Origin of the sequence: Aminobacter sp. NyZ550 (genome assembly GCF_025628925.2) — a bacterium.
Classification (GTDB): Bacteria; Pseudomonadota; Alphaproteobacteria; order Rhizobiales; family Rhizobiaceae; genus Aminobacter; species Aminobacter ciceronei.
In genome coordinates this window covers 3734659-3751658 of the sequence record NZ_CP114190.1, presented here as the reverse complement: position 1 = coordinate 3751658, position 17000 = coordinate 3734659, and the positions used below count along the sequence as shown (strand labels likewise).

17 protein-coding genes and 1 pseudogene are annotated in these 17000 nt (G+C 62.2%); 14 read left to right on the top strand and 4 right to left on the bottom strand.

The window, feature by feature from the left end:
• Positions 1–22: 22 nt before the first annotated feature.
• The 4 genes from trkA to hflX all read left to right on the top strand — a co-directional run bounded on the left by trkA (position 23) and on the right by hflX (position 4116).
• On the top strand, positions 23–1399 hold the full coding sequence (gene trkA, locus N7E70_RS18640; RefSeq protein ID WP_067962310.1) for a Trk system potassium transporter TrkA: 1377 nt from the start codon (positions 23–25) through the stop codon (positions 1397–1399).
• 79 nt (positions 1400–1478) lie between these two features.
• Positions 1479–2342: a D-amino-acid transaminase gene (locus N7E70_RS18635; RefSeq protein ID WP_067962309.1), complete on the top strand. Its 864-nt coding sequence runs from the start codon at positions 1479–1481 to the stop codon at positions 2340–2342.
• Positions 2343–2481: 139 nt separating this feature from the next.
• Positions 2482–2727 carry an RNA chaperone Hfq gene (gene hfq, locus N7E70_RS18630; RefSeq protein WP_018428055.1) on the top strand — a complete coding sequence of 82 codons (246 nt, stop codon included), beginning with the start codon at positions 2482–2484 and terminating at the stop codon, positions 2725–2727.
• Positions 2728–4116 carry a GTPase HflX gene (gene hflX / locus N7E70_RS18625; protein WP_263007263.1) on the top strand — a complete coding sequence of 463 codons (1389 nt, stop codon included), beginning with the start codon at positions 2728–2730 and terminating at the stop codon, positions 4114–4116.
• Between the two features lie 113 nt (positions 4117–4229).
• On the opposite strand, the gene mazG is transcribed toward hflX, so the two are convergent.
• Positions 4230–5054, bottom strand: a complete 825-nt coding sequence (mazG, locus tag N7E70_RS18620; protein ID WP_263007262.1) for a nucleoside triphosphate pyrophosphohydrolase — start codon at positions 5052–5054, stop codon at positions 4230–4232.
• Between the two features lie 157 nt (positions 5055–5211).
• On the opposite strand from mazG, the gene crcB reads away from it, so the two are divergent.
• From crcB to N7E70_RS18590, 6 genes are all read left to right on the top strand, one after another.
• On the top strand, positions 5212–5589 hold the full coding sequence (gene crcB, locus N7E70_RS18615) for a fluoride efflux transporter CrcB (RefSeq protein WP_067962305.1): 378 nt from the start codon (positions 5212–5214) through the stop codon (positions 5587–5589).
• 35 nt (positions 5590–5624) lie between these two features.
• Positions 5625–6608: an RluA family pseudouridine synthase gene (locus tag N7E70_RS18610; protein ID WP_192316709.1), complete on the top strand. Its 984-nt coding sequence runs from the start codon at positions 5625–5627 to the stop codon at positions 6606–6608.
• A gap of 35 nt (positions 6609–6643) precedes the next feature.
• A complete protein-coding gene (locus N7E70_RS18605) occupies positions 6644–7294 on the top strand; it encodes an HAD family hydrolase (protein WP_067966594.1) in 651 nt (216 codons plus the stop codon).
• 146 nt (positions 7295–7440) lie between these two features.
• Positions 7441–8367 carry a DMT family transporter gene (locus tag N7E70_RS18600; RefSeq protein WP_067962302.1) on the top strand — a complete coding sequence of 309 codons (927 nt, stop codon included), beginning with the start codon at positions 7441–7443 and terminating at the stop codon, positions 8365–8367.
• 2 nt (positions 8368–8369) lie between these two features.
• On the top strand, positions 8370–9164 hold the full coding sequence (locus tag N7E70_RS18595) for an ATP12 family chaperone protein (protein ID WP_067962301.1): 795 nt from the start codon (positions 8370–8372) through the stop codon (positions 9162–9164).
• A 206-nt stretch (positions 9165–9370) separates the two neighbouring features.
• Positions 9371–10411 carry a glutamine synthetase beta-grasp domain-containing protein gene (locus tag N7E70_RS18590; RefSeq protein WP_067962299.1) on the top strand — a complete coding sequence of 347 codons (1041 nt, stop codon included), beginning with the start codon at positions 9371–9373 and terminating at the stop codon, positions 10409–10411.
• 97 nt (positions 10412–10508) lie between these two features.
• On the opposite strand, the gene N7E70_RS18585 is transcribed toward N7E70_RS18590, so the two are convergent.
• Positions 10509–10814: a ribbon-helix-helix domain-containing protein gene (locus N7E70_RS18585; RefSeq protein ID WP_067962295.1), complete on the bottom strand. Its 306-nt coding sequence runs from the start codon at positions 10812–10814 to the stop codon at positions 10509–10511.
• A gap of 201 nt (positions 10815–11015) precedes the next feature.
• Between N7E70_RS18585 and N7E70_RS18580 the strand changes: the two genes are divergently transcribed.
• The 4 genes and pseudogenes from N7E70_RS18580 (at position 11016) to N7E70_RS18565 (ending at position 15110) form a co-directional block, all read left to right on the top strand.
• Complete coding sequence (locus N7E70_RS18580; RefSeq protein ID WP_067962290.1) at positions 11016–11411, top strand: VOC family protein; 396 nt, start codon at positions 11016–11018, stop codon at positions 11409–11411.
• A gap of 68 nt (positions 11412–11479) precedes the next feature.
• Positions 11480–12013 (top strand): twin-arginine translocation signal domain-containing protein, encoded by a 534-nt coding sequence (locus tag N7E70_RS18575; protein ID WP_263007261.1) that lies wholly within the window; start codon positions 11480–11482, stop codon positions 12011–12013.
• 49 nt (positions 12014–12062) lie between these two features.
• Positions 12063–13634, top strand: a complete 1572-nt coding sequence (locus N7E70_RS18570; RefSeq protein ID WP_263007260.1) for a GMC family oxidoreductase — start codon at positions 12063–12065, stop codon at positions 13632–13634.
• Between the two features lie 121 nt (positions 13635–13755).
• Positions 13756–15110: pseudogene (locus N7E70_RS18565) on the top strand (IS3 family transposase).
• Positions 15111–15170: 60 nt separating this feature from the next.
• Here the strand turns inward: N7E70_RS18565 and glnA are convergent.
• Complete coding sequence (glnA, locus tag N7E70_RS18560) at positions 15171–16580, bottom strand: type I glutamate--ammonia ligase (RefSeq protein ID WP_067962285.1); 1410 nt, start codon at positions 16578–16580, stop codon at positions 15171–15173.
• Positions 16581–16629: 49 nt separating this feature from the next.
• Positions 16630–16968, bottom strand: a complete 339-nt coding sequence (locus tag N7E70_RS18555) for a P-II family nitrogen regulator (protein ID WP_055976860.1) — start codon at positions 16966–16968, stop codon at positions 16630–16632.
• Positions 16969–17000: the final 32 nt, after the last annotated feature.

The window sequence follows — 17000 nt, the reverse complement described above, 5'->3', positions numbered from 1 at the left end:
ACAGGCAGGATCGGTCGATGACATGCGCGTAATCATCTGTGGGGCGGGGCAGGTCGGTTACGGCATTGCGGAGCGGCTGGCGGCTGAAAAGAACGATGTCTCGATCATCGACACCGCGCCGGAGCTGATCCAGGCGGTGCGTGACCAGCTCGACGTGCGCGGCTTCGTCGGCCACGGCTCGCATCCAGAGGTGCTCGAAGCCGCCGGTGCGCAGAACGCCGACATGATCATCGCGGTGACGCTGTTCGACGAGGTCAATATCGTCGCCTGTGAGGTGGCGCACGCGCTGTTCAACGTGCCGATGAAGGTCGCGCGCATCCGCTCGCAATCCTATCTGCAGCCGCACTACCAGGACCTGTTCTCGCGCGAACACCTGCCGATAGACGTTATCATCTCGCCGGAGCTGGAAGTCGGCGAAATGGTGCTCAGGCGCATCACGCTGCCCGGCGCCGTCGATGTCGTCCGCTTCGCCGAAAACCACATCATCATGGTGGCGATCGAGTGCCTGGAGGATTGCCCCGTCATCAACACGCCGCTGGCGCAGTTGAGCGAGCTGTTCCCCGATCTGCCTTCAACCGTTGTCGGCGTGACCCGCAACGGCCGCCTGTTCATCCCCCATTCGGCCGACCAGCTTGTGGCGGGCGACCTTGCTTATGTGGTGACCACCAAGGAGCAGGTCCGGCGCACGCTCGGCCTGTTCGGCCATGACGAACAGGAGGCGACACGCATCGTCATCGCTGGCGGCGGCAATATCGGCCTGTTTGTTGCCCGCACGCTCGAACAGCGCCAGAGCCGCACCAAGATCAAGATCATCGAGGCCAACAAGGAGAGGGCGGTCAAGGTCGCCGACGTGCTCCGCCGCACGGTCGTTCTCAACGGCAGCGCGCTCGACCAGAAGCTTTTGATGGAAGCCGACATCCAGGATGCTGACCTGATGGTGGCGCTGACCAACAACGACCAGGTCAACATACTGTCCTCGGTCATGGCCAAGCGCCTGGGCTGCAAGGGCAACCTGGCGCTGATCAACAACCCGGCCTATCACGACCTGACCAAGCCGCTCGGCATCGATGCGCACGTCAATCCGAGTGCAGTGACCATTTCGCGCGTATTGCAGCACGTCCGGCGCGGCCGCATCCGGCAGGTGCACTCGATCCAGCGCGGTGCCGCCGAGATCATCGAGGCGGAGGCGCTCGAAACCTCGCCGCTGGTCGGCACGCTGCTGCGCGACCTGGAACTTCCCGATGGCATGCGCATCGGTGCCATCTACAGGGATGGCCATGTCGTCAAGCCAAGCGGATCGGTGAAGATCAAGCCTCGGGATCGTGTCGTCATCTTCGCGCTTGATAAGGCGGTCAAACAGGTCGAGCAGATGTTCCGTGTCAGCCTCGAATTCTTCTGACCTGGACCAGCCTTTTGCGGATTGCCGCGTGGCACAAATCGACTAGAACTCCGTTTGAATTTTCGGGGACACGAAAACCATGCCGCGCATAGCCTACGTCAATGGCCGCTATCTCCCTCATGCCCAGGCAGGTGTGCATATCGAGGACCGAGGCTATCAGTTCGCTGACGGCGTCTATGAGGTCTGCGAAGTGGCGCGCAGCTTCATCGTCGACAGCGTCGGCCACCTCAACCGCCTCGATCGCTCGCTTTCGGAACTCAGGATCGCCTGGCCGGTCAATCGCGCCGCGCTGGTCCACATCATGCGCGAAGTCATCGCCCGCAATCGTGTCCACAACGGCATGGTCTATCTCCAGGTGACGCGTGGTGTTGCGCCGCGCGACCACGTCTTCCCGGCTGGCACAACACTTTCTTCGCTTGTCGTGACAGCCAAGCGCACCGACCCGGTGGCATCGGCCAAACGCGCGGCGGCCGGCATCAAGGTGATCACTGTGCCGGAGAATCGCTGGGAGCGTGTCGACATCAAGTCGGTCGGTTTGCTGCCCAACGTGCTGGCGCGTCAGCAGGCCAAGGAGGCCGGCGCCCAGGAAGCCTGGTTCGTCGACCCGGACGGAACCGTCAAAGAAGGGGCGGCGACAAACGCCTGGATCGTCACCAAGGACGGCCATCTCGTCACCAGGCCCGCCGACAGCGGCATCCTGCGCGGCATCACCCGCACGACGCTGATGGATGTCGCCAAGAAGCTCGGCCTGAAGGTCGAGGAGCGTGGTTTTACCGTCGAGGAAGCCAAGTCGGCGCGCGAAGCGTTCATGACGGCTGCGACCACGGTGATCATGCCGATCGTCGCCATTGACGGCCAGCCGGTCGCCAACGGGCATCCGGGATCGGTCGCGCTTTCGCTGCGTGAGGCATTTTTTGACGTTGCGGAAAAAATCCAAGCCTGATAACCGCTTGGGCGTAAATGGTTAAATTCATCTCGTTCAGCTTGCCACGCGTTGTGGCAAGGGGGTGTTTGCTGGCTTGACATGGGCCCGGTAATTTGGCGCATTGGCAGCAGACAGGGATCGGCGAAAGAAAAAAACAATGGCGGAACGATCGCAGAATCTTCAGGATCTTTTCCTGAATTCAGTTCGCAAGAGCAAAAACCCACTCACCATTTTCCTGATTAACGGCGTGAAGTTGACCGGAGTAGTGACCTCCTTCGACAATTTCTGTGTTTTGTTGCGCCGTGACGGGCACTCGCAGCTCGTCTACAAGCATGCCATCTCCACGATCATGCCGAGCCAGCCGGTTCAGATGTTCGATGGCGAGGAAAGCCAGGGCGGCTGATTGGCACGCGACAGGACTGCCGGCGCCAAGGCCGGCGACAGCAATGGACCCGAATCGGTAGGGGGCGATAAGGCCCCCACGCGTGCGGTCGTCATCGTGCCGGTGCTGACGCGCCAGCCTAAGAATGACGACGACAGCGCGCGCCCGCGGTTGCAGCGTTCGGCCGAGGCGCGCCACGACGAGGCGGTCGGGCTTACCCGCGCCATCGATCTCGAACCCGTTCACACCGCGATCGTGACCCTCAACGATCCGCGTCCGGCGACGTTGCTGGGCAGCGGCAAGGTTGAGGAGTTCGCGGCGATCGTGAAGGAGCGCGGGGCGGAACTGGTGATCGTCGACCATCCGCTGACGCCGGTGCAGCAGCGCAACCTCGAAAAAGAGATGCACGCCAAGGTGCTCGACCGCACAGGGCTGATCCTCGAAATCTTCGGCCGGCGCGCCCGTACCAAGGAAGGCACGCTGCAGGTCGAGCTTGCCCACCTCAACTACCAGAAGGGCCGGCTGGTTCGCAGCTGGACCCACCTCGAGCGCCAGCGTGGCGGTGCCGGGTTCCTCGGCGGCCCCGGCGAAACCCAGATCGAATCGGACCGGCGCGCGCTGCAGGAAAAGATCATCAAGCTCAAGCGCGAGCTCGAAACCGTCGTCCGCACTCGCGACCTGCACCGCTCCAAGCGGCGCAAGGTGCCGTTCCCGGTGGTTGCCATCGTCGGTTATACCAATGCCGGCAAGTCGACGCTGTTCAACCGGCTGACCGGTGCCAGCGTGCTTGCCGAGAACATGCTGTTTGCGACGCTGGATCCGACCTTGCGCCGGGTACGGTTACCGCATGGCACGCCGATCATCCTGTCCGACACCGTCGGCTTCATCTCCGACCTGCCGACACACCTGATCGCTGCCTTCCGGGCGACGCTGGAAGAGGTGGTCGAAGCCGATCTCGTCATCCATCTGCGCGACATTTCCGATCCCGATACCGCGGCTCAGGCCGACGACGTCGAGCGTATCCTCTCCGATCTCGGCGTCGATGCGGCCGACACCGACCGGGTCGTCGAGGTCTGGAACAAGATCGACCAGCTCGACGAAGGCAATCGCGAGCGCCTGCTTGCCGACAGCAGTGACGGTCGCAAGACGCCGCCGATAGCCATTTCAGCTGCTACGGGCGAGGGCCTTTCCGCGCTCACCGGCCTGATCGAGCAGCGGGTTTCGGGTGAGCTCGAATCCATCGACGTCACGCTGGAACCGAGCCAGCTCGGCCAGATCGACTGGCTCTATCGCAATGGCGATGTGGTGAAGCGCAAGGACAATGAGGACGGCAGCGTGTCGATGACGCTCAAAGCGACCGCCTCGGCGCGCGACGAGATCGCGGCCAAGATTCTCAGGAACAAGCGCTAAGCCTGGCGTGCTCGGGGTTCCTCGCCCCGTGAAGCGGGGGGAGAGATGGTTCGCGCAGCGAACCAGGGGGCGGCCACGCTGAGCTTGGCCGTAATCCTGTCTAAGGCAGCCGGCTACTTCGCCGTCTTGGCCTGCTGCCAGAGCGCTTCCATCTCATCGAGCGTCGCCGCTTCCAGGCTGTGCCCCGCGTCGTCGAGCGCCTTTTCGACATAATGCAAACGTGTGCGGAACTTGTCATTGGTCCCGCCCAGCGCCGCCTCCGAGTCCAGTTCCAGGTGGCGACCGAGATTGACCAAAGCAAACAGCATGTCGCCGAACTCGTCCTTGACCGCTGATTGATCGCCCTTGGCCATGGCCTCGCGCAGCTCGCCGATCTCTTCCTCGATCTTATCGAGGATCGGTGCTGCCTCGCCCCAGTCGAAGCCGACGCGTGCCGCTTTTTCCTGCAGCTTCAATGCCCGTGTCAGCGCCGGCAGCGCCACCGGTACACTGTCGAGAAAACCCTTGCCATGATCTTCGGGGTCGAGGCCGCGGGCGATGCGCGCGGTGCGTTTTTCCGCCTTTTCCTCAGCCTTGATCTTTTCCCACATGCCCTTGGCCGAACGGGCTTCCCGCGCCTTGGCGTCGCCGAAGACATGCGGATGCCGGCGGATCATCTTGGTCGTGATGCCTTGCACCACATCGCCGAAGGTGAACTCGCCGGCTTCTTCCGCCATTTGGGCGTGGTAGACGACCTGCAGCAACAGGTCGCCGAGCTCTTCCTTGAGATGGTCGATGTCGTTGCGCGCAATCGCGTCGGCGACCTCATAGGCCTCCTCGATCGTATAGGGTGCGATCGTCGCGAAATTCTGCTCGATGTCCCAGGGGCAGCCGGTTTCCGGCTCGCGCAGGGCGGCCATGATCTCGATCAGGCGGGTGATGTCTTTGGAAGGTTGCATGAGGCGATGCTATAGCCCGGTTGCCGCCCTCCCAACAACGCCCTGTTGCCCGCAGCCCTTGTCCACAAGCAATTCGGCGGCAGGGGCAGGCCGCCGCGCTGCCTGCGAGCCGTTCCGTGCTATTGACCTGACACCAGCGCGCAGGCAGGACAGGCTCATGCTAAACCTATCTCTCGTTGCACTCGGCGGCGCCATCGGGGCCGCACTGCGCCATCTCGCCAACCTTCTGGCGCTCAGGCTGGTCGGGCCGAACTTTCCCTGGGGCACGCTTGCGATCAACGTTGTCGGCTCACTGGCGATGGGGCTGTTCGTCGGGCTTTTGGCACGCCGCTTCGGCGGCTCGACCGAACTCAGGCTGTTCGTCGCCACAGGTATTCTCGGCGGCTTCACCACCTTTTCGGCCTTTTCGCTCGATTTTGCCACGCTGTGGGAGCGTGGAGCGACGTTTTCGGCCTTCGGCTATGCCTTTGCCAGCGTCATAACAGCCATTCTGGCGCTGTTCCTGGGAATGTGGCTCGCAAGAAGCATCGGCTGATGCTATTGGGCCGCTTCGAAAAGGACGATTGAATTATGGCAGGCGTTGAACAGATCACGGTGGAAGCCGGCGAAACGGGCATGAGGCTCGACCGCTGGTTCAAGTCCCATTATCCGGGGCTCGGCTTCGGCCATCTGCAGAAGCTGCTGCGTTCGGGCCAGATCCGCGTCGATGGCGGCCGCGCCAAGGCTGACACGCGCGTCGAGCCAGGCCAGGTCATCCGCATTCCGCCGCTGGAAGTCGACAAGAAGAGCGACGGCCCGCTGACGGCGCGCACCATGCGCAATCAGGACGATGGCGACGTGCTGGCGCAGATGCTGCTTTACGAAGACCCCAAGGTCTTCGTCTTCAACAAGCCGGCCGGCCTTGCCGTGCAGGGCGGATCGGGCGTCGCCCGCCACGTCGACGACATGCTTGAGGCATGGCGCAACAAGAAGGGCGAGAAGCCGCGCCTGGTCCACCGCCTCGACCGCGACACGTCAGGCGTGCTGGTCGTCGCCCGCACGCGTCTTGCCGCGATGAAGCTTGCAGAGTCCTTCCGCGCCCGCGAAACACAGAAGACCTACTGGGCGCTGGTCAAGGGTGTGCCGCCCAAGCGCGAAGACAAGATCTCGACCTGGCTGATCAAGGAAATGACACCGGACGGCGACCGCATGCGCATCGCCAAGCACGGCGAAAAGGGCGCCGACCATGCCGTTTCCTATTACCGGGTGCTCGAACAGGCGGCGCAGGCGCTTACCTGGCTCGAAATGGAGCCCTATACCGGTCGCACGCACCAGTTGCGCGTGCATGCCGCACATATCGGCTGCCCGATCATCGGCGATCCCAAATATTTCGAGCACGACACCAATTGGGAATTCCCTGGTGGCATCCAGAACCGTCTGCATCTTCATGCCCGCCGCATCGTCATTCCGCATCCCGACCAGGGCGTGATCGACGTCACAGCGCCGATGCCGCCGCACATGCGCCAGAGCTGGAACCTGATCGGCTTCGACGACGAGAGCGGGGAGCCGGCGTGACGTCTGTTACATCGCCGGAGCGCGACGCAGGCGTCTTGAAGCTCGTCCTGTTCGATTGCGACGGCACGCTGGTCGACAGCGCCGACATCATCCATGCCTCGATGCTGGCCACGTTCCGCGAGGCCGGACTTCCGGAACCCGACAAGGCCGCGACCAAGGGCATCATCGGGCTCACCCTCGATATTGCGATCGCGACCTTGCTTAAGCGCGCACCGGATGCCGAAAGCACAAGGCTTGCAGCGCGTTACAAGGAACACTTCATCGCCTCGCGCCACCTGCCGAGTTTCAAGGAGCCGCTCTATGACGGCATTGGCGAACTGATCGAAGCGCTCGCACGCCGTGATGATGTGCTGATCGGCATGGTCACCGGCAAGTCGCGCCGCGGCGTCGAGCGGGTCATGGAAACGCATGGCTTCGGCCGCCATTTCGTGACCATCCGGACCGCCGACGACTGCCCGTCCAAGCCGCATCCGGCGATGGTGCTGGAATGCTGCGCCGAGATGGGTGTCGATCCGGCGTCGACCTTGGTCATTGGTGACGCTGTCTACGACATGCAGATGGCCCGCAATGCCGGTGCCCGCGCCATCGGCGTTGCCTGGGGGTACCACAACCGTGAAGGCCTGTTTGCCACTGGCGCGCACGCCGTCATCGACAGACCTGGGGAACTGCTACCCCTTATCGGCTAGCTGGACCAATTTGCGGCAGCTGCCGTGCGTTAAGGTGCGGCTCGCCGCGCAGTTGGACCCGAGTCCGCTGCCGCCAGCCTGCCTCGCAATGCGGCCCGGCCAGCCCTTGTCCATCAGCATCGCGCTTGGTGAGCGTGGAGGAATTCATGACAGCCGTCACACAGCCATTGGAACGTCGCGACGCGATCGATACGGCAGCCGTCGTGTTCATGCTCATGCTGACCATGTCCTGGGGCATGAACGGTGTGGCGGCCAAGCTGGCGACGTCGGGCTACAACCCGATCTTCCTCAATGTTGCGCGTTCGGGCATTGCCTGCGTGCTGGTCTATCTCTGGTGCCTCTACCGCCGTGTTCCGCTGTTTGCCCGCGACGGCACCTTGTGGGCCGGCATCCTGGCCGGGCTGCTGTTCGGCACCGAGTTCATTCTGGTTTTCGTCAGCCTTGAACACACGACGGTTGCGCGCAACTCGCTCCTGGTCAACACGATGCCGTTCTGGGTTCTGATCGGCGCGCATTTCTGGCTTGGCGAGCGTATGTCGCTGCAAAAGCTGTTCGGCCTGATCCTGGCTTTCGGCGGCGTTGCGGTGGTCTTTGCCGACAAGCTCGGCGATGCCGGCGGTCCGACGCTGTTCGGCGATCTTCTCGCACTCGTCGCCGGACTGCTCTGGGCGCTGACAACGTTGGCAATCAAGGGCACCAAGCTTGCCAGCGCCGGGGCCGAGAAGGTGCTGCTCTACCAGCTTGTCGTCTCAGCGCTCATGGCGATCCCGCTCGTCTCGCTCGCCGGTCCGGCATTCCGCGACGTATCGACGGTCGCCACCGGAGCGTTGCTGTTTCAGGCTGTATATGTCGTCGCCTTCACCTATATTCTGTGGTTCTGGCTGATGCGGCGCTATCCTGCGGCGGGCCTCTCCAGCTTTGCCTTCCTGTCGCCGGCATTCAGCGTGATATGCGGCTGGCTGGTGCTTGGCGAAGCCCTGACCTGGAACATTTTTCTGGCGCTCGGTCTCATCGCGACCGGGCTGATCATTGTAAACCGGCCATCGCGCAGACGTGCGGCCGGAGCGGAGTAAAGATGCGAGAAATCCTGAGCGACCTCGAAACCAGCGACGGCCTGTCCGATCCCGATCCCATCCGCCGCGCCCAGAGCACGTTGCGCAAGCAACTGCCCAAGCGCTTCTACGAAGCAGCCAGCGTCGCTGCGTTTGAAGAAGGCTATGCCGTCCTGCTCGACGGCAAGTCGGTGCGGACGCCGGGCAGGGCGCTGCTCGCGCTGCCGACGGCGGCTGCGGCACAGCTGGTTGCCGACGAGTTCGTCGCCCAGGTCGAGGTCATCGATCCTTTCACCATGCCGGTGCTGCGCCTGGTTAACACGGCGATCGACGGCGTCGCCACCGATCCGCAGGCGGTGCTCGAGGATATCCTGCGCTTCTCGTCAAGCGACCTGTTGTGCTACCGCGCCGACAGCCCGGAAAAGCTCGTCGAGCGCCAGGCAGAGGCCTGGGATCCGGTCCTGGACTGGGCGCGTGCGTCGCTCGGCGCACGCTTTGTACTGGCCGAGGGCGTCATGCATGTCGAGCAGCCGCGCGAGGCCATCGCAGCGCTTGGCGTGCACCTGTCGCAGCGCACCGAGCCGATGAAGCTCGCGGCCCTGCATGTCATGACCACCCTGACCGGTTCGGCGCTTCTCGCCCTTGCCGTCGAGACCGGCGAATTGACGGTCGAGGAAGCCTGGGCAGCGGCCCATGTCGACGAAGACTGGCAGATCGAGCATTGGGGCCAGGACTCGGAGGCTGTCGCGCGCCGTGCCACCCGCAAGCGCGACATGCTCGCTGCTGTCGCCCTGCTTGAGGCGCTCAAGGCAGCTTAGCCAGCCGGCAAGGCAGATCAGCCCGAGTCTTGGGCAAAATGTCAGCCATGCTGCCGTAGTCTGCCTATTTCTTGAGCAGTTGCTTTTCCGTGCAACTGCCTTCCCTGCTAAGAATCTGGGATTTTCGAGTTGGCACGGGGCTTGCTTTCTCTCTTGTGACACGCCGGCCATCCCAGGGCCGGCAGGCACGACACTGAGAGGATAGCATGACGAAGTACAAGCTCGAGTACATCTGGCTGGACGGTTACGCCCCGGCAGCCAATCTCCGCGGCAAGACCCAGATCAAGGAATTCGCGGAGTTCCCGAAGCTCGAGCAGCTTCCGCTCTGGGGTTTTGACGGCAGCTCGACCCGCCAGGCCGAAGGCAAGAGCTCGGATTGCGTGCTGAAGCCCGTCGCTGTGTATCCCGATCCCGCCCGCAAGAACGGCGTGCTGGTGATGTGCGAAGTGATGATGCCCGATGGCGTCACCCCGCATCCGTCCAATACCCGCGCCACCGTCCTCGACGACGAGGGCGCCTGGTTTGGCTTCGAGCAGGAATATTTCTTCTACAAGGACGGCCGCCCGCTCGGCTTCCCGGAAAACGGTTTCCCGGCGCCGCAGGGTGAGTACTACACTGGCGTCGGCTACAAGAACGTCGGCAGCATTGCCCGCCAGATCGTCGAAGAGCATCTCGACCTCTGCCTCGAGGCCGGCATCAACCATGAAGGCATCAATGCCGAAGTGGCCAAGGGCCAGTGGGAATTCCAGATTTTCGGCAAGGGCTCGAAGAAGGCTGCCGACGAGATGTGGCTTGCCCGTTACCTGCTGCAGCGCCTGACCGAGAAGTACGAGATCGACATCGAGTATCACTGCAAGCCGCTTGGTGACACCGACTGGAACGGCTCGGGCATGCACGCCAACTTCTCGACCGACTACTTGCGCGACGTCGGCGGCAAGGCGTACTTCGAAGCGCTCATGGAGGCCTTCGGCGATGCCCGCGAAGAGCACATTGCCGTCTACGGTCCCGACAACCACCTGCGCCTGACCGGTAAGCACGAGACGGCTTCCATCGACGTCTTCACCTGGGGCGTTGCCGACCGTGGCGCTTCGGTGCGCGTGCCGCACAGCTTCGTGCGCAACGATTATCGTGGTTATCTCGAAGATCGCCGCCCGAACTCGCAGGGCGACCCCTACCAGATCGCCTCGCAGATTCTGAAGACCATCAACTCGGTGCCGACCAGCGTCGAGACCAGGGCTGCTGCCTAATTTCTAGGCAACATATAGGTCGCAAATCAAAAACCCGGGGCGACCCCGGGTTTTTTGTTCGTGTTTTCTAAGCGTTATCGATGGAAGCTGATGAAGGTCACGCTGCGTAGCGCTTCAGAGCGTCGACTTCGTCAGCGGCCGGCTTGTGGCCGCGCAGGTAGAGCGCGCAGGTGGTGCGCAGCATCGAGGCAAAGTTCGGAATCTCGCCGTTGATCTCGATCGCCTCGTCATAAAGCTTCGAAATGAATTTCGGCGTCGTCAGCTCCTGGGAGGCGGCTATCTCGTCGAGCAGGTCCCAGAAGGTCGCTTCCAGCTGAATGCTGGTCGAATGTCCGGCGATCCGGATCGACCGGTTGATCTGGCGATAGCCCTTCGGATCCTGTCCGGCAAATACCTTGCACATGTCATTTCTCCCGCTGGCTTGCCCGGGCTGACAGCGCCGGTGTTGGCTCTTGAGCGCCATCATCGACCCAACGGCACGCCATCGCAACCATGCTTTCGTTGCTGACTAGCAAACTATGCTCCTGAAAGCGTGGTAACGGGCTGCCACCACTTGGCTTTGCAGCGATCCATAATCCTCCCGTTCCAACTGCCAGGAGGGCGAATGGCCAAGGCAATCCATTCCATGGTGCGTGTGCTCGACGAAGCTCGCTCGCTGTCATTCTATCACACGGCTTTCGGCCTCGAAATCGCCGACAGGCTCGACTTCGAGACCTTCACGCTGATCTATCTCAGCAATCCCGAGACCGAGTTCGAAGTCGAGCTGACGGTCAACAAGGGCAGGGCCGAGCCTTATGCTCTCGGCGACGGCTACGGCCATCTCGCCGTGTCGGTGGCCGATCTCGACGGCGAGCGCGCCCGCATGCTTGCCGCCGGGCTCAGCCCCAGGGACATCGTCGAGTTCGCGCCGGGCGGTACGCCATTGGCCCGCTTCTTCTTTATCGAGGATCCCGACGGCTACAAGATCGAGGTTTTGCAGAGGGGCGGCCGCTTCAAGTGACATGCCGCGGCGGAGGAGCGCCGTGCCAGCCAAGCGCCGAGCGCGCATAGCAAGCAAGGGAGGAAATCATGGTGACGATCTATCAAGGCAGGTCCGGCCTTTCGCGGCGTGAGCTGCTCAAGCGCGGCACAGCCGCCGGCGCGCTACTCATCATCAGTGGCTCTGCCGTACTCAGCACCGGCGAGGCCTGGGGGCTCGAAAGCACGGCGCTGAAACCCGAAACCGTGGCGACGCTGATCCAGATGGCGCGCGATGTCTATCCGCACGACCAGGTGCCGGACAAGTTCTACGCCATTGCCATCAAGAGCCATGACGAGCTCGCGGGCAAGGATCCGGCCCACAAGGAGCTGATCGAGAAGGGCATCGCCGAGCTCGACCTGAAGGCCGGCGCCGGCGGTTACACCGGCCTTGGATGGGAAGACCAGCGTGTCGCCGTACTCCGGCAGATCGAAAGCACCCCGTTCTTCCAGGCAATCCGCGGCGGACTCGTCGTCGGCCTCTACAACCAGAAGGAGCTGTGGCCGATCTTTGGCTATGAAGGCGAGTCCTACTCCAAGGGCGGATACATCGCGCGCGGCTTCGACGACATCGAGTGGCTCTGACCGGCCCCAGTCGCGAACCCAGCCTTTTCAGCATTCCCGGGAGGAAAACATGCCTGCACCATATGGTCTTAACGACGATAGCGTCGTCGTCATCATCGGCTCCGGCGCCGGTGGCGGCACGCTCGGCAACGAACTCGCCCAGAAGGGTATCGACGTCGTCATTCTCGAAGCCGGCCCGCGCATCGAATATGAGGACTTCATCAACGACGAATGGGATTCTTTCAGCCAGCTCGCCTGGCTCGACAACCGCACGACAGGCGGTGGCTGGCGCGTGCACAAGGATTTTCCCAACCTTCCAGCCTGGATCGTCAAGGCGGTCGGCGGCACCACCACGCACTGGGCCGGCGCCTCGCTGCGCTTCCAGGAGCATGAGTTCAAGACGCTGACCAACTACGGCAAGGTCGAAGGCGCAAACCTGCTCGACTGGCCGATCGCGCTGGCCGACCTGGACCCCTATTATGCCAAAGCCGAGGACAAGATGGGCGTCACCCGCACCAACGGCATCGAAGGACTGCCCGGCAACAACAACTTCAAGGTGTTCAAGGCCGGCGCCGACAAGCTCGGCTACAAGGAGTGCCACACCGGTCGCATGGCAATCAACTCCGCCGACCGCGATGGCCGCATGGGATGCCAGCAGACCGGCTTCTGTTTCCAGGGCTGCAAATGGGGCGCCAAGTGGTCGACGCTCTATACCGAAATCCCCAAGGGCGAGGCGACCGGCAAGCTGGAGGTCAGGCCCAACAGCCACGTGCTCAAGATCGAGCACGACGACAGCGGCAAGGTGACTTCGGTCGTCTATGCCGACAAGGACGGCAAGCTGCAGAGCCAGAAGGCGCGCATCGTCTGCGTCGCCGGCAATTCCATCGAAAGCCCACGGATCCTGCTCAACTCGGCATCGTCGAAATTCCCTGACGGCTTGGCCAACTCGTCAGGGCAGGTGGGCAAGAACTACATGCGCCACACCACCGGCTCGGTCTATGCGGTGTTCGACAAGCCGGTGCATTTTTGGCGGGGCACGACCATGGCCGGCATCGTCAGGGACGAGGCGAAGCACGATCCGTCACGCGGTTTCGTCGGTGGCTACGAGCTCGAAACGCTGGCGCTGGGCCTGCCGTTTATGGCGGCATTCCTCGATCCCGGCGGCTGGGGCCGTTCGTTCACCACCGCACTCGACCACTACGACAAGATGGCCGGCATGTGGATCGTCGGCGAGGACATGCCGCAGGAGCAGAATGCGGTGAAGTTGCATGGTGAACTCAAGGACAAATACGGCATGCCGATCCCCGACGTCTGGTTCACCGACCATCCCAACGACGTCGCCATGCGCAACCATGCCTACAAGCAGGGCATGGCGATGTATGACGCGGTCGGCGCAACCAGAACCTTCCCGACGCCGCCTTATCCCTCGACCCACAATCTCGGCACCAACCGGATGAGCGATAAGGCGTCCGACGGCGTGGTCAACAAATGGGGCCAGACGCACGACATCAAGAACCTGTTCGTCTCCGACGGTAGCCAGTTCACCACGGGTGCCGCCGAAAACCCGACGCTGACCATCGTGACCTTGGCGATCCGCCAGGCCGACTACATCGCCGAGCAGATGGGCGCCAAGAGTATCTGATCGTCTGGCGGCGCATCCTCCGCAGTCGCCGAACCTTGCCGGTGACTGCCTCGCCAAGCAAAAAAGCCCCGGAGCGATGAACTGACCCCCGAAAGTTGGACACAACCTTCGGGGGTTTTGCATGTCCAAACACAGTGCGCGTTTCAAGCGCTCGGTTGTCGATAGCTATTTGTGCGGGGATGAAAGCTACGCGAGTGCGGCGTCGAAGCGTGGAGTTGACGCGGCGACTGTCCGCAAGTGGGTGGCTTTGTACCAGGCGCATGGCTGGGCGGGACTGTCGGGCAAATACGATCATTACGACGCGACGTTCAAGCTGTCAGTGCTCGAGCGGATGTGGCGAGAAGGTCTGTCGTATCGCCAGACGGCGGCGTTGTTCAATATCCGCAATGCCAGTTGCCTGGCGGGCTGGGAGAAGCGCTATCATGCGGGTGGGATAGAGGCACTCGGCCCACGTCCCGGAGGACGCCCCATGTCGAAGCCGCCGGCCCCCGCAGTGCCTGTTGCACCCAGTGACGAAGCCAAAAGCCGGGAAGAACTGCTGGCCGAACTGAAGCAACTGCGGATGGAGAACGCCTACCTAAAAAAACTGGAAGCCTTAACGCAGGGACACGCGCCCAAAAAGCACAAGCCGTCCAGGCGTTAAGGCCGTTGCATCCGCTTGAGGGCCTGCTCGATCTGGCGAAGCTGCCGCGCAGCACGTTCTATTACAGGCAAAAGGCAGCCTCGCGCCCGGACCGCCATGTGGCGCTGAAGGAGGCGATCAAGGCCATCTTCGACAGCCACAAGGGCCGCTACGGCTAACGCCGGGTGACTGCGCAACTGCGCCAGTCGGGTCAAGGCGTCAATCACAAGACCGTCCAGAGCCTGATGGCCGGGATGGGTTTGAAGTCACTGGTCAGGCCGAAGAAATATCGTTCCTACAGGGGCGAGGTTGGGCGGACCGCTCCCGATCTGTTGCAGCGCAAGTTCAGCGCCGACCGCGCCAACTGCAAATGGGTGACCGACGTGACGGAGTTCAGCGTGGCCGGCGACAAGCTCTACCTGTCTCCCATCATGGACCTCTACAATGGCGAGATCGTCGCCTTCGAGACGGCGCGCCGCTCGCGCTTCAAACTGGTGGACAATATGCTGACAAAAGCCTTCGCCCGGCTCAATGAGGACGAACGGCCGACCCTGCATTCCGATCAGGGATGGCAGTACCAGATGTCGGCATTCCAGCGCAGGCTGGAAACCAGAGGCCTTGCACAAAGCATGTCACGCAAAGGCAATTGCCTCGACAACGCACCGATGGAGAGCTTCTTCGCCACGCTCAAGTCCGAGCTCTTCCACCCGGAAAGGTTCGAAACTGTCCAAAGCCTCGATAAGGCCATCGAGCGCTACATCGACTATTACAACCACCGCCGCATCAAACTGAAACTGAAAGGGCTGGCCCCTGTGCAATACAGGACCCAGCCCTTAAATCTACCAGCTCAATGAACCGTCCAACTTTACGGGGTCAGTTCATTTCCGGGGCTTTTTCTCATTATTTTCCGATGATTACACCGAATAGTACATGTCGTATTCGACCGGGTGCGGGGTCATTTCGAAGCGCATGACCTCGGCCATCTTGAGCTCGATGAACGAGTCGATCTGGTCGTCGTCGAAGACGCCGCCGGCCTTCAGGAAGCCGCGGTCCTTGTCGAGGCTCTGGAGAGCTTCGCGCAGCGAGCCGCAGACGGTCGGGATCTTCTTCAGCTCCTTGGCCGGCAGGTCGTAAAGATCCTTGTCCATCGGCTGGCCGGGATGGATCTTGTTCTTGATGCCGTCGAGGCCGGCCATCAAGAGGGCAGCGAAAGCGAGGTAGGGGTTCGCGCCCGGGTCTGGGAAGCGGACTTCGACGCGCTTGGACTTCGGCGAATTGCCGAACGGAATGCGGCAGGAGGCCGAACGGTTGCGCGCGGAATAGGCGAGCAGGACGGGGGCTTCATAGCCGGGGACCAGGCGCTTGTAGGAGTTGGTCAGCGGGTTGGTGAAGGCATTGATCGCCTTGGCGTGCTTGATGACGCCGCCGATGAAATAGAGGCAGCTTTCCGACAGGCCGGCATATTCGTTGCCGGCGAAGGTCGGCTTGCCATTCTTCCAGATCGACAGGTGGACGTGCATGCCCGAGCCGTTGTCGCCGAAGATCGGCTTCGGCATGAAGGTTGCCGTCTTGCCATAGGCGTTGGCGACCTGGTGCACGACATACTTGTAGATCAGCATCTTGTCGGCGTTGCGGACCAGCGTGTCGAACTTGACGCCGAGCTCATGCTGGGCGGCAGCGACTTCGTGGTGGTGCTTTTCGACGCGCACGCCCATCTCTGTCAGCACCGTCAGCATTTCCGAACGCATGTCCTGGCAGCTGTCGATCGGCGGGACCGGGAAGTAGCCGCCCTTGACGCGCGGACGGTGACCGAGGTTGCCGGTCTCGTAGTCGGTGTCGTCGTTGGACGGCAGTTCGGTCGAGTCGAGCTTGAAGCCGGTGTTGTAGGGATCGGCCTTGTACTTGACGTCGTCGAAGACGAAGAATTCGGCTTCCGGGCCGACATAGACGGTGTCGCCGATGCCTTCGGCCTTGAGGTAGGCCTCAGCCTTCTTGGCGATGCCGCGCGGGTCGCGGTTGTAGGCTTCGCCCGAAACCGGATCGAGAATGTCGCACAGGATGACCATGGTCGACTGGGCGAAGAACGGGTCCATGTGGACCGTATCCAGGTCGGGCATCAGCACCATGTCGGACTCGTTGATGGCCTTCCAGCCAGCGATCGACGAGCCGTCGAACATGACGCCGTCGGCGAACATCTCTTCCTCGACCTCGGCGATGTCCATGGTGACGTGCTGGAGCTTGCCCTTGGGGTCGGTGAAGCGCAGGTCAACGAATTTAACGTCGTTGTCCTTGATCTGCTTCATTACGTCTTTGGCTGTCGTCATGTGGGGTTTTCCTGTCTTGATGACGTTGAAACGAGAATTCTTTGCGAGGTCAGATGGCGTCGACGCCGGTCTCGCCGGTGCGGATGCGAACGACTTCCTCGATGTTGGAGACAAAGATCTTGCCGTCGCCGATGCGGCCGGTCTGGGCCGCCTTGCGGATCGCCTCGATGGCCGCCTCGACCGACTCGTCGCCGAGAACGACTTCGATCTTCACCTTGGGCAGGAAGTCGACGACATATTCGGCGCCGCGATAGAGTTCGGTGTGACCCTTCTGGCGGCCAAAACCCTTGGCTTCGGTGACCGTGATGCCCTGCAGCCCGGCTTCCTGGAGCGCTTCCTTCACTTCGTCGAGCTTGAACGGCTTGATGATTGCTTCGATTTTTTTCATGCGGATATGGCCTCCACTGCCGTAACTCAGGG

What these genes read in the sequence shown, in the direction of transcription:
- N7E70_RS18590 (WP_067962299.1), top strand. Translation starts at nt 9,371, where the DNA reads ATGACGAAGTACAAGCTCGAGTACATCTGGCTGGACGGTTACGCCCCG.
- N7E70_RS18555 (WP_055976860.1), bottom strand. Translation starts at nt 16,968, where the DNA reads ATGAAAAAAATCGAAGCAATCATCAAGCCGTTCAAGCTCGACGAAGTG.
- mazG (WP_263007262.1), bottom strand. Translation starts at nt 5,054, where the DNA reads ATGCAACCTTCCAAAGACATCACCCGCCTGATCGAGATCATGGCCGCC.
- glnA (WP_067962285.1), bottom strand. Translation starts at nt 16,580, where the DNA reads ATGACGACAGCCAAAGACGTAATGAAGCAGATCAAGGACAACGACGTT.
- N7E70_RS18595 (WP_067962301.1), top strand. Translation starts at nt 8,370, where the DNA reads ATGCGAGAAATCCTGAGCGACCTCGAAACCAGCGACGGCCTGTCCGAT.
- N7E70_RS18600 (WP_067962302.1), top strand. Translation starts at nt 7,441, where the DNA reads ATGACAGCCGTCACACAGCCATTGGAACGTCGCGACGCGATCGATACG.
- N7E70_RS18610 (WP_192316709.1), top strand. Translation starts at nt 5,625, where the DNA reads ATGGCAGGCGTTGAACAGATCACGGTGGAAGCCGGCGAAACGGGCATG.
- N7E70_RS18585 (WP_067962295.1), bottom strand. Translation starts at nt 10,814, where the DNA reads ATGTGCAAGGTATTTGCCGGACAGGATCCGAAGGGCTATCGCCAGATC.
- N7E70_RS18570 (WP_263007260.1), top strand. Translation starts at nt 12,063, where the DNA reads ATGCCTGCACCATATGGTCTTAACGACGATAGCGTCGTCGTCATCATC.
- N7E70_RS18580 (WP_067962290.1), top strand. Translation starts at nt 11,016, where the DNA reads ATGGCCAAGGCAATCCATTCCATGGTGCGTGTGCTCGACGAAGCTCGC.
- N7E70_RS18575 (WP_263007261.1), top strand. Translation starts at nt 11,480, where the DNA reads ATGGTGACGATCTATCAAGGCAGGTCCGGCCTTTCGCGGCGTGAGCTG.
- N7E70_RS18635 (WP_067962309.1), top strand. Translation starts at nt 1,479, where the DNA reads ATGCCGCGCATAGCCTACGTCAATGGCCGCTATCTCCCTCATGCCCAG.
- hfq (WP_018428055.1), top strand. Translation starts at nt 2,482, where the DNA reads ATGGCGGAACGATCGCAGAATCTTCAGGATCTTTTCCTGAATTCAGTT.
- trkA (WP_067962310.1), top strand. Translation starts at nt 23, where the DNA reads ATGCGCGTAATCATCTGTGGGGCGGGGCAGGTCGGTTACGGCATTGCG.
- crcB (WP_067962305.1), top strand. Translation starts at nt 5,212, where the DNA reads ATGCTAAACCTATCTCTCGTTGCACTCGGCGGCGCCATCGGGGCCGCA.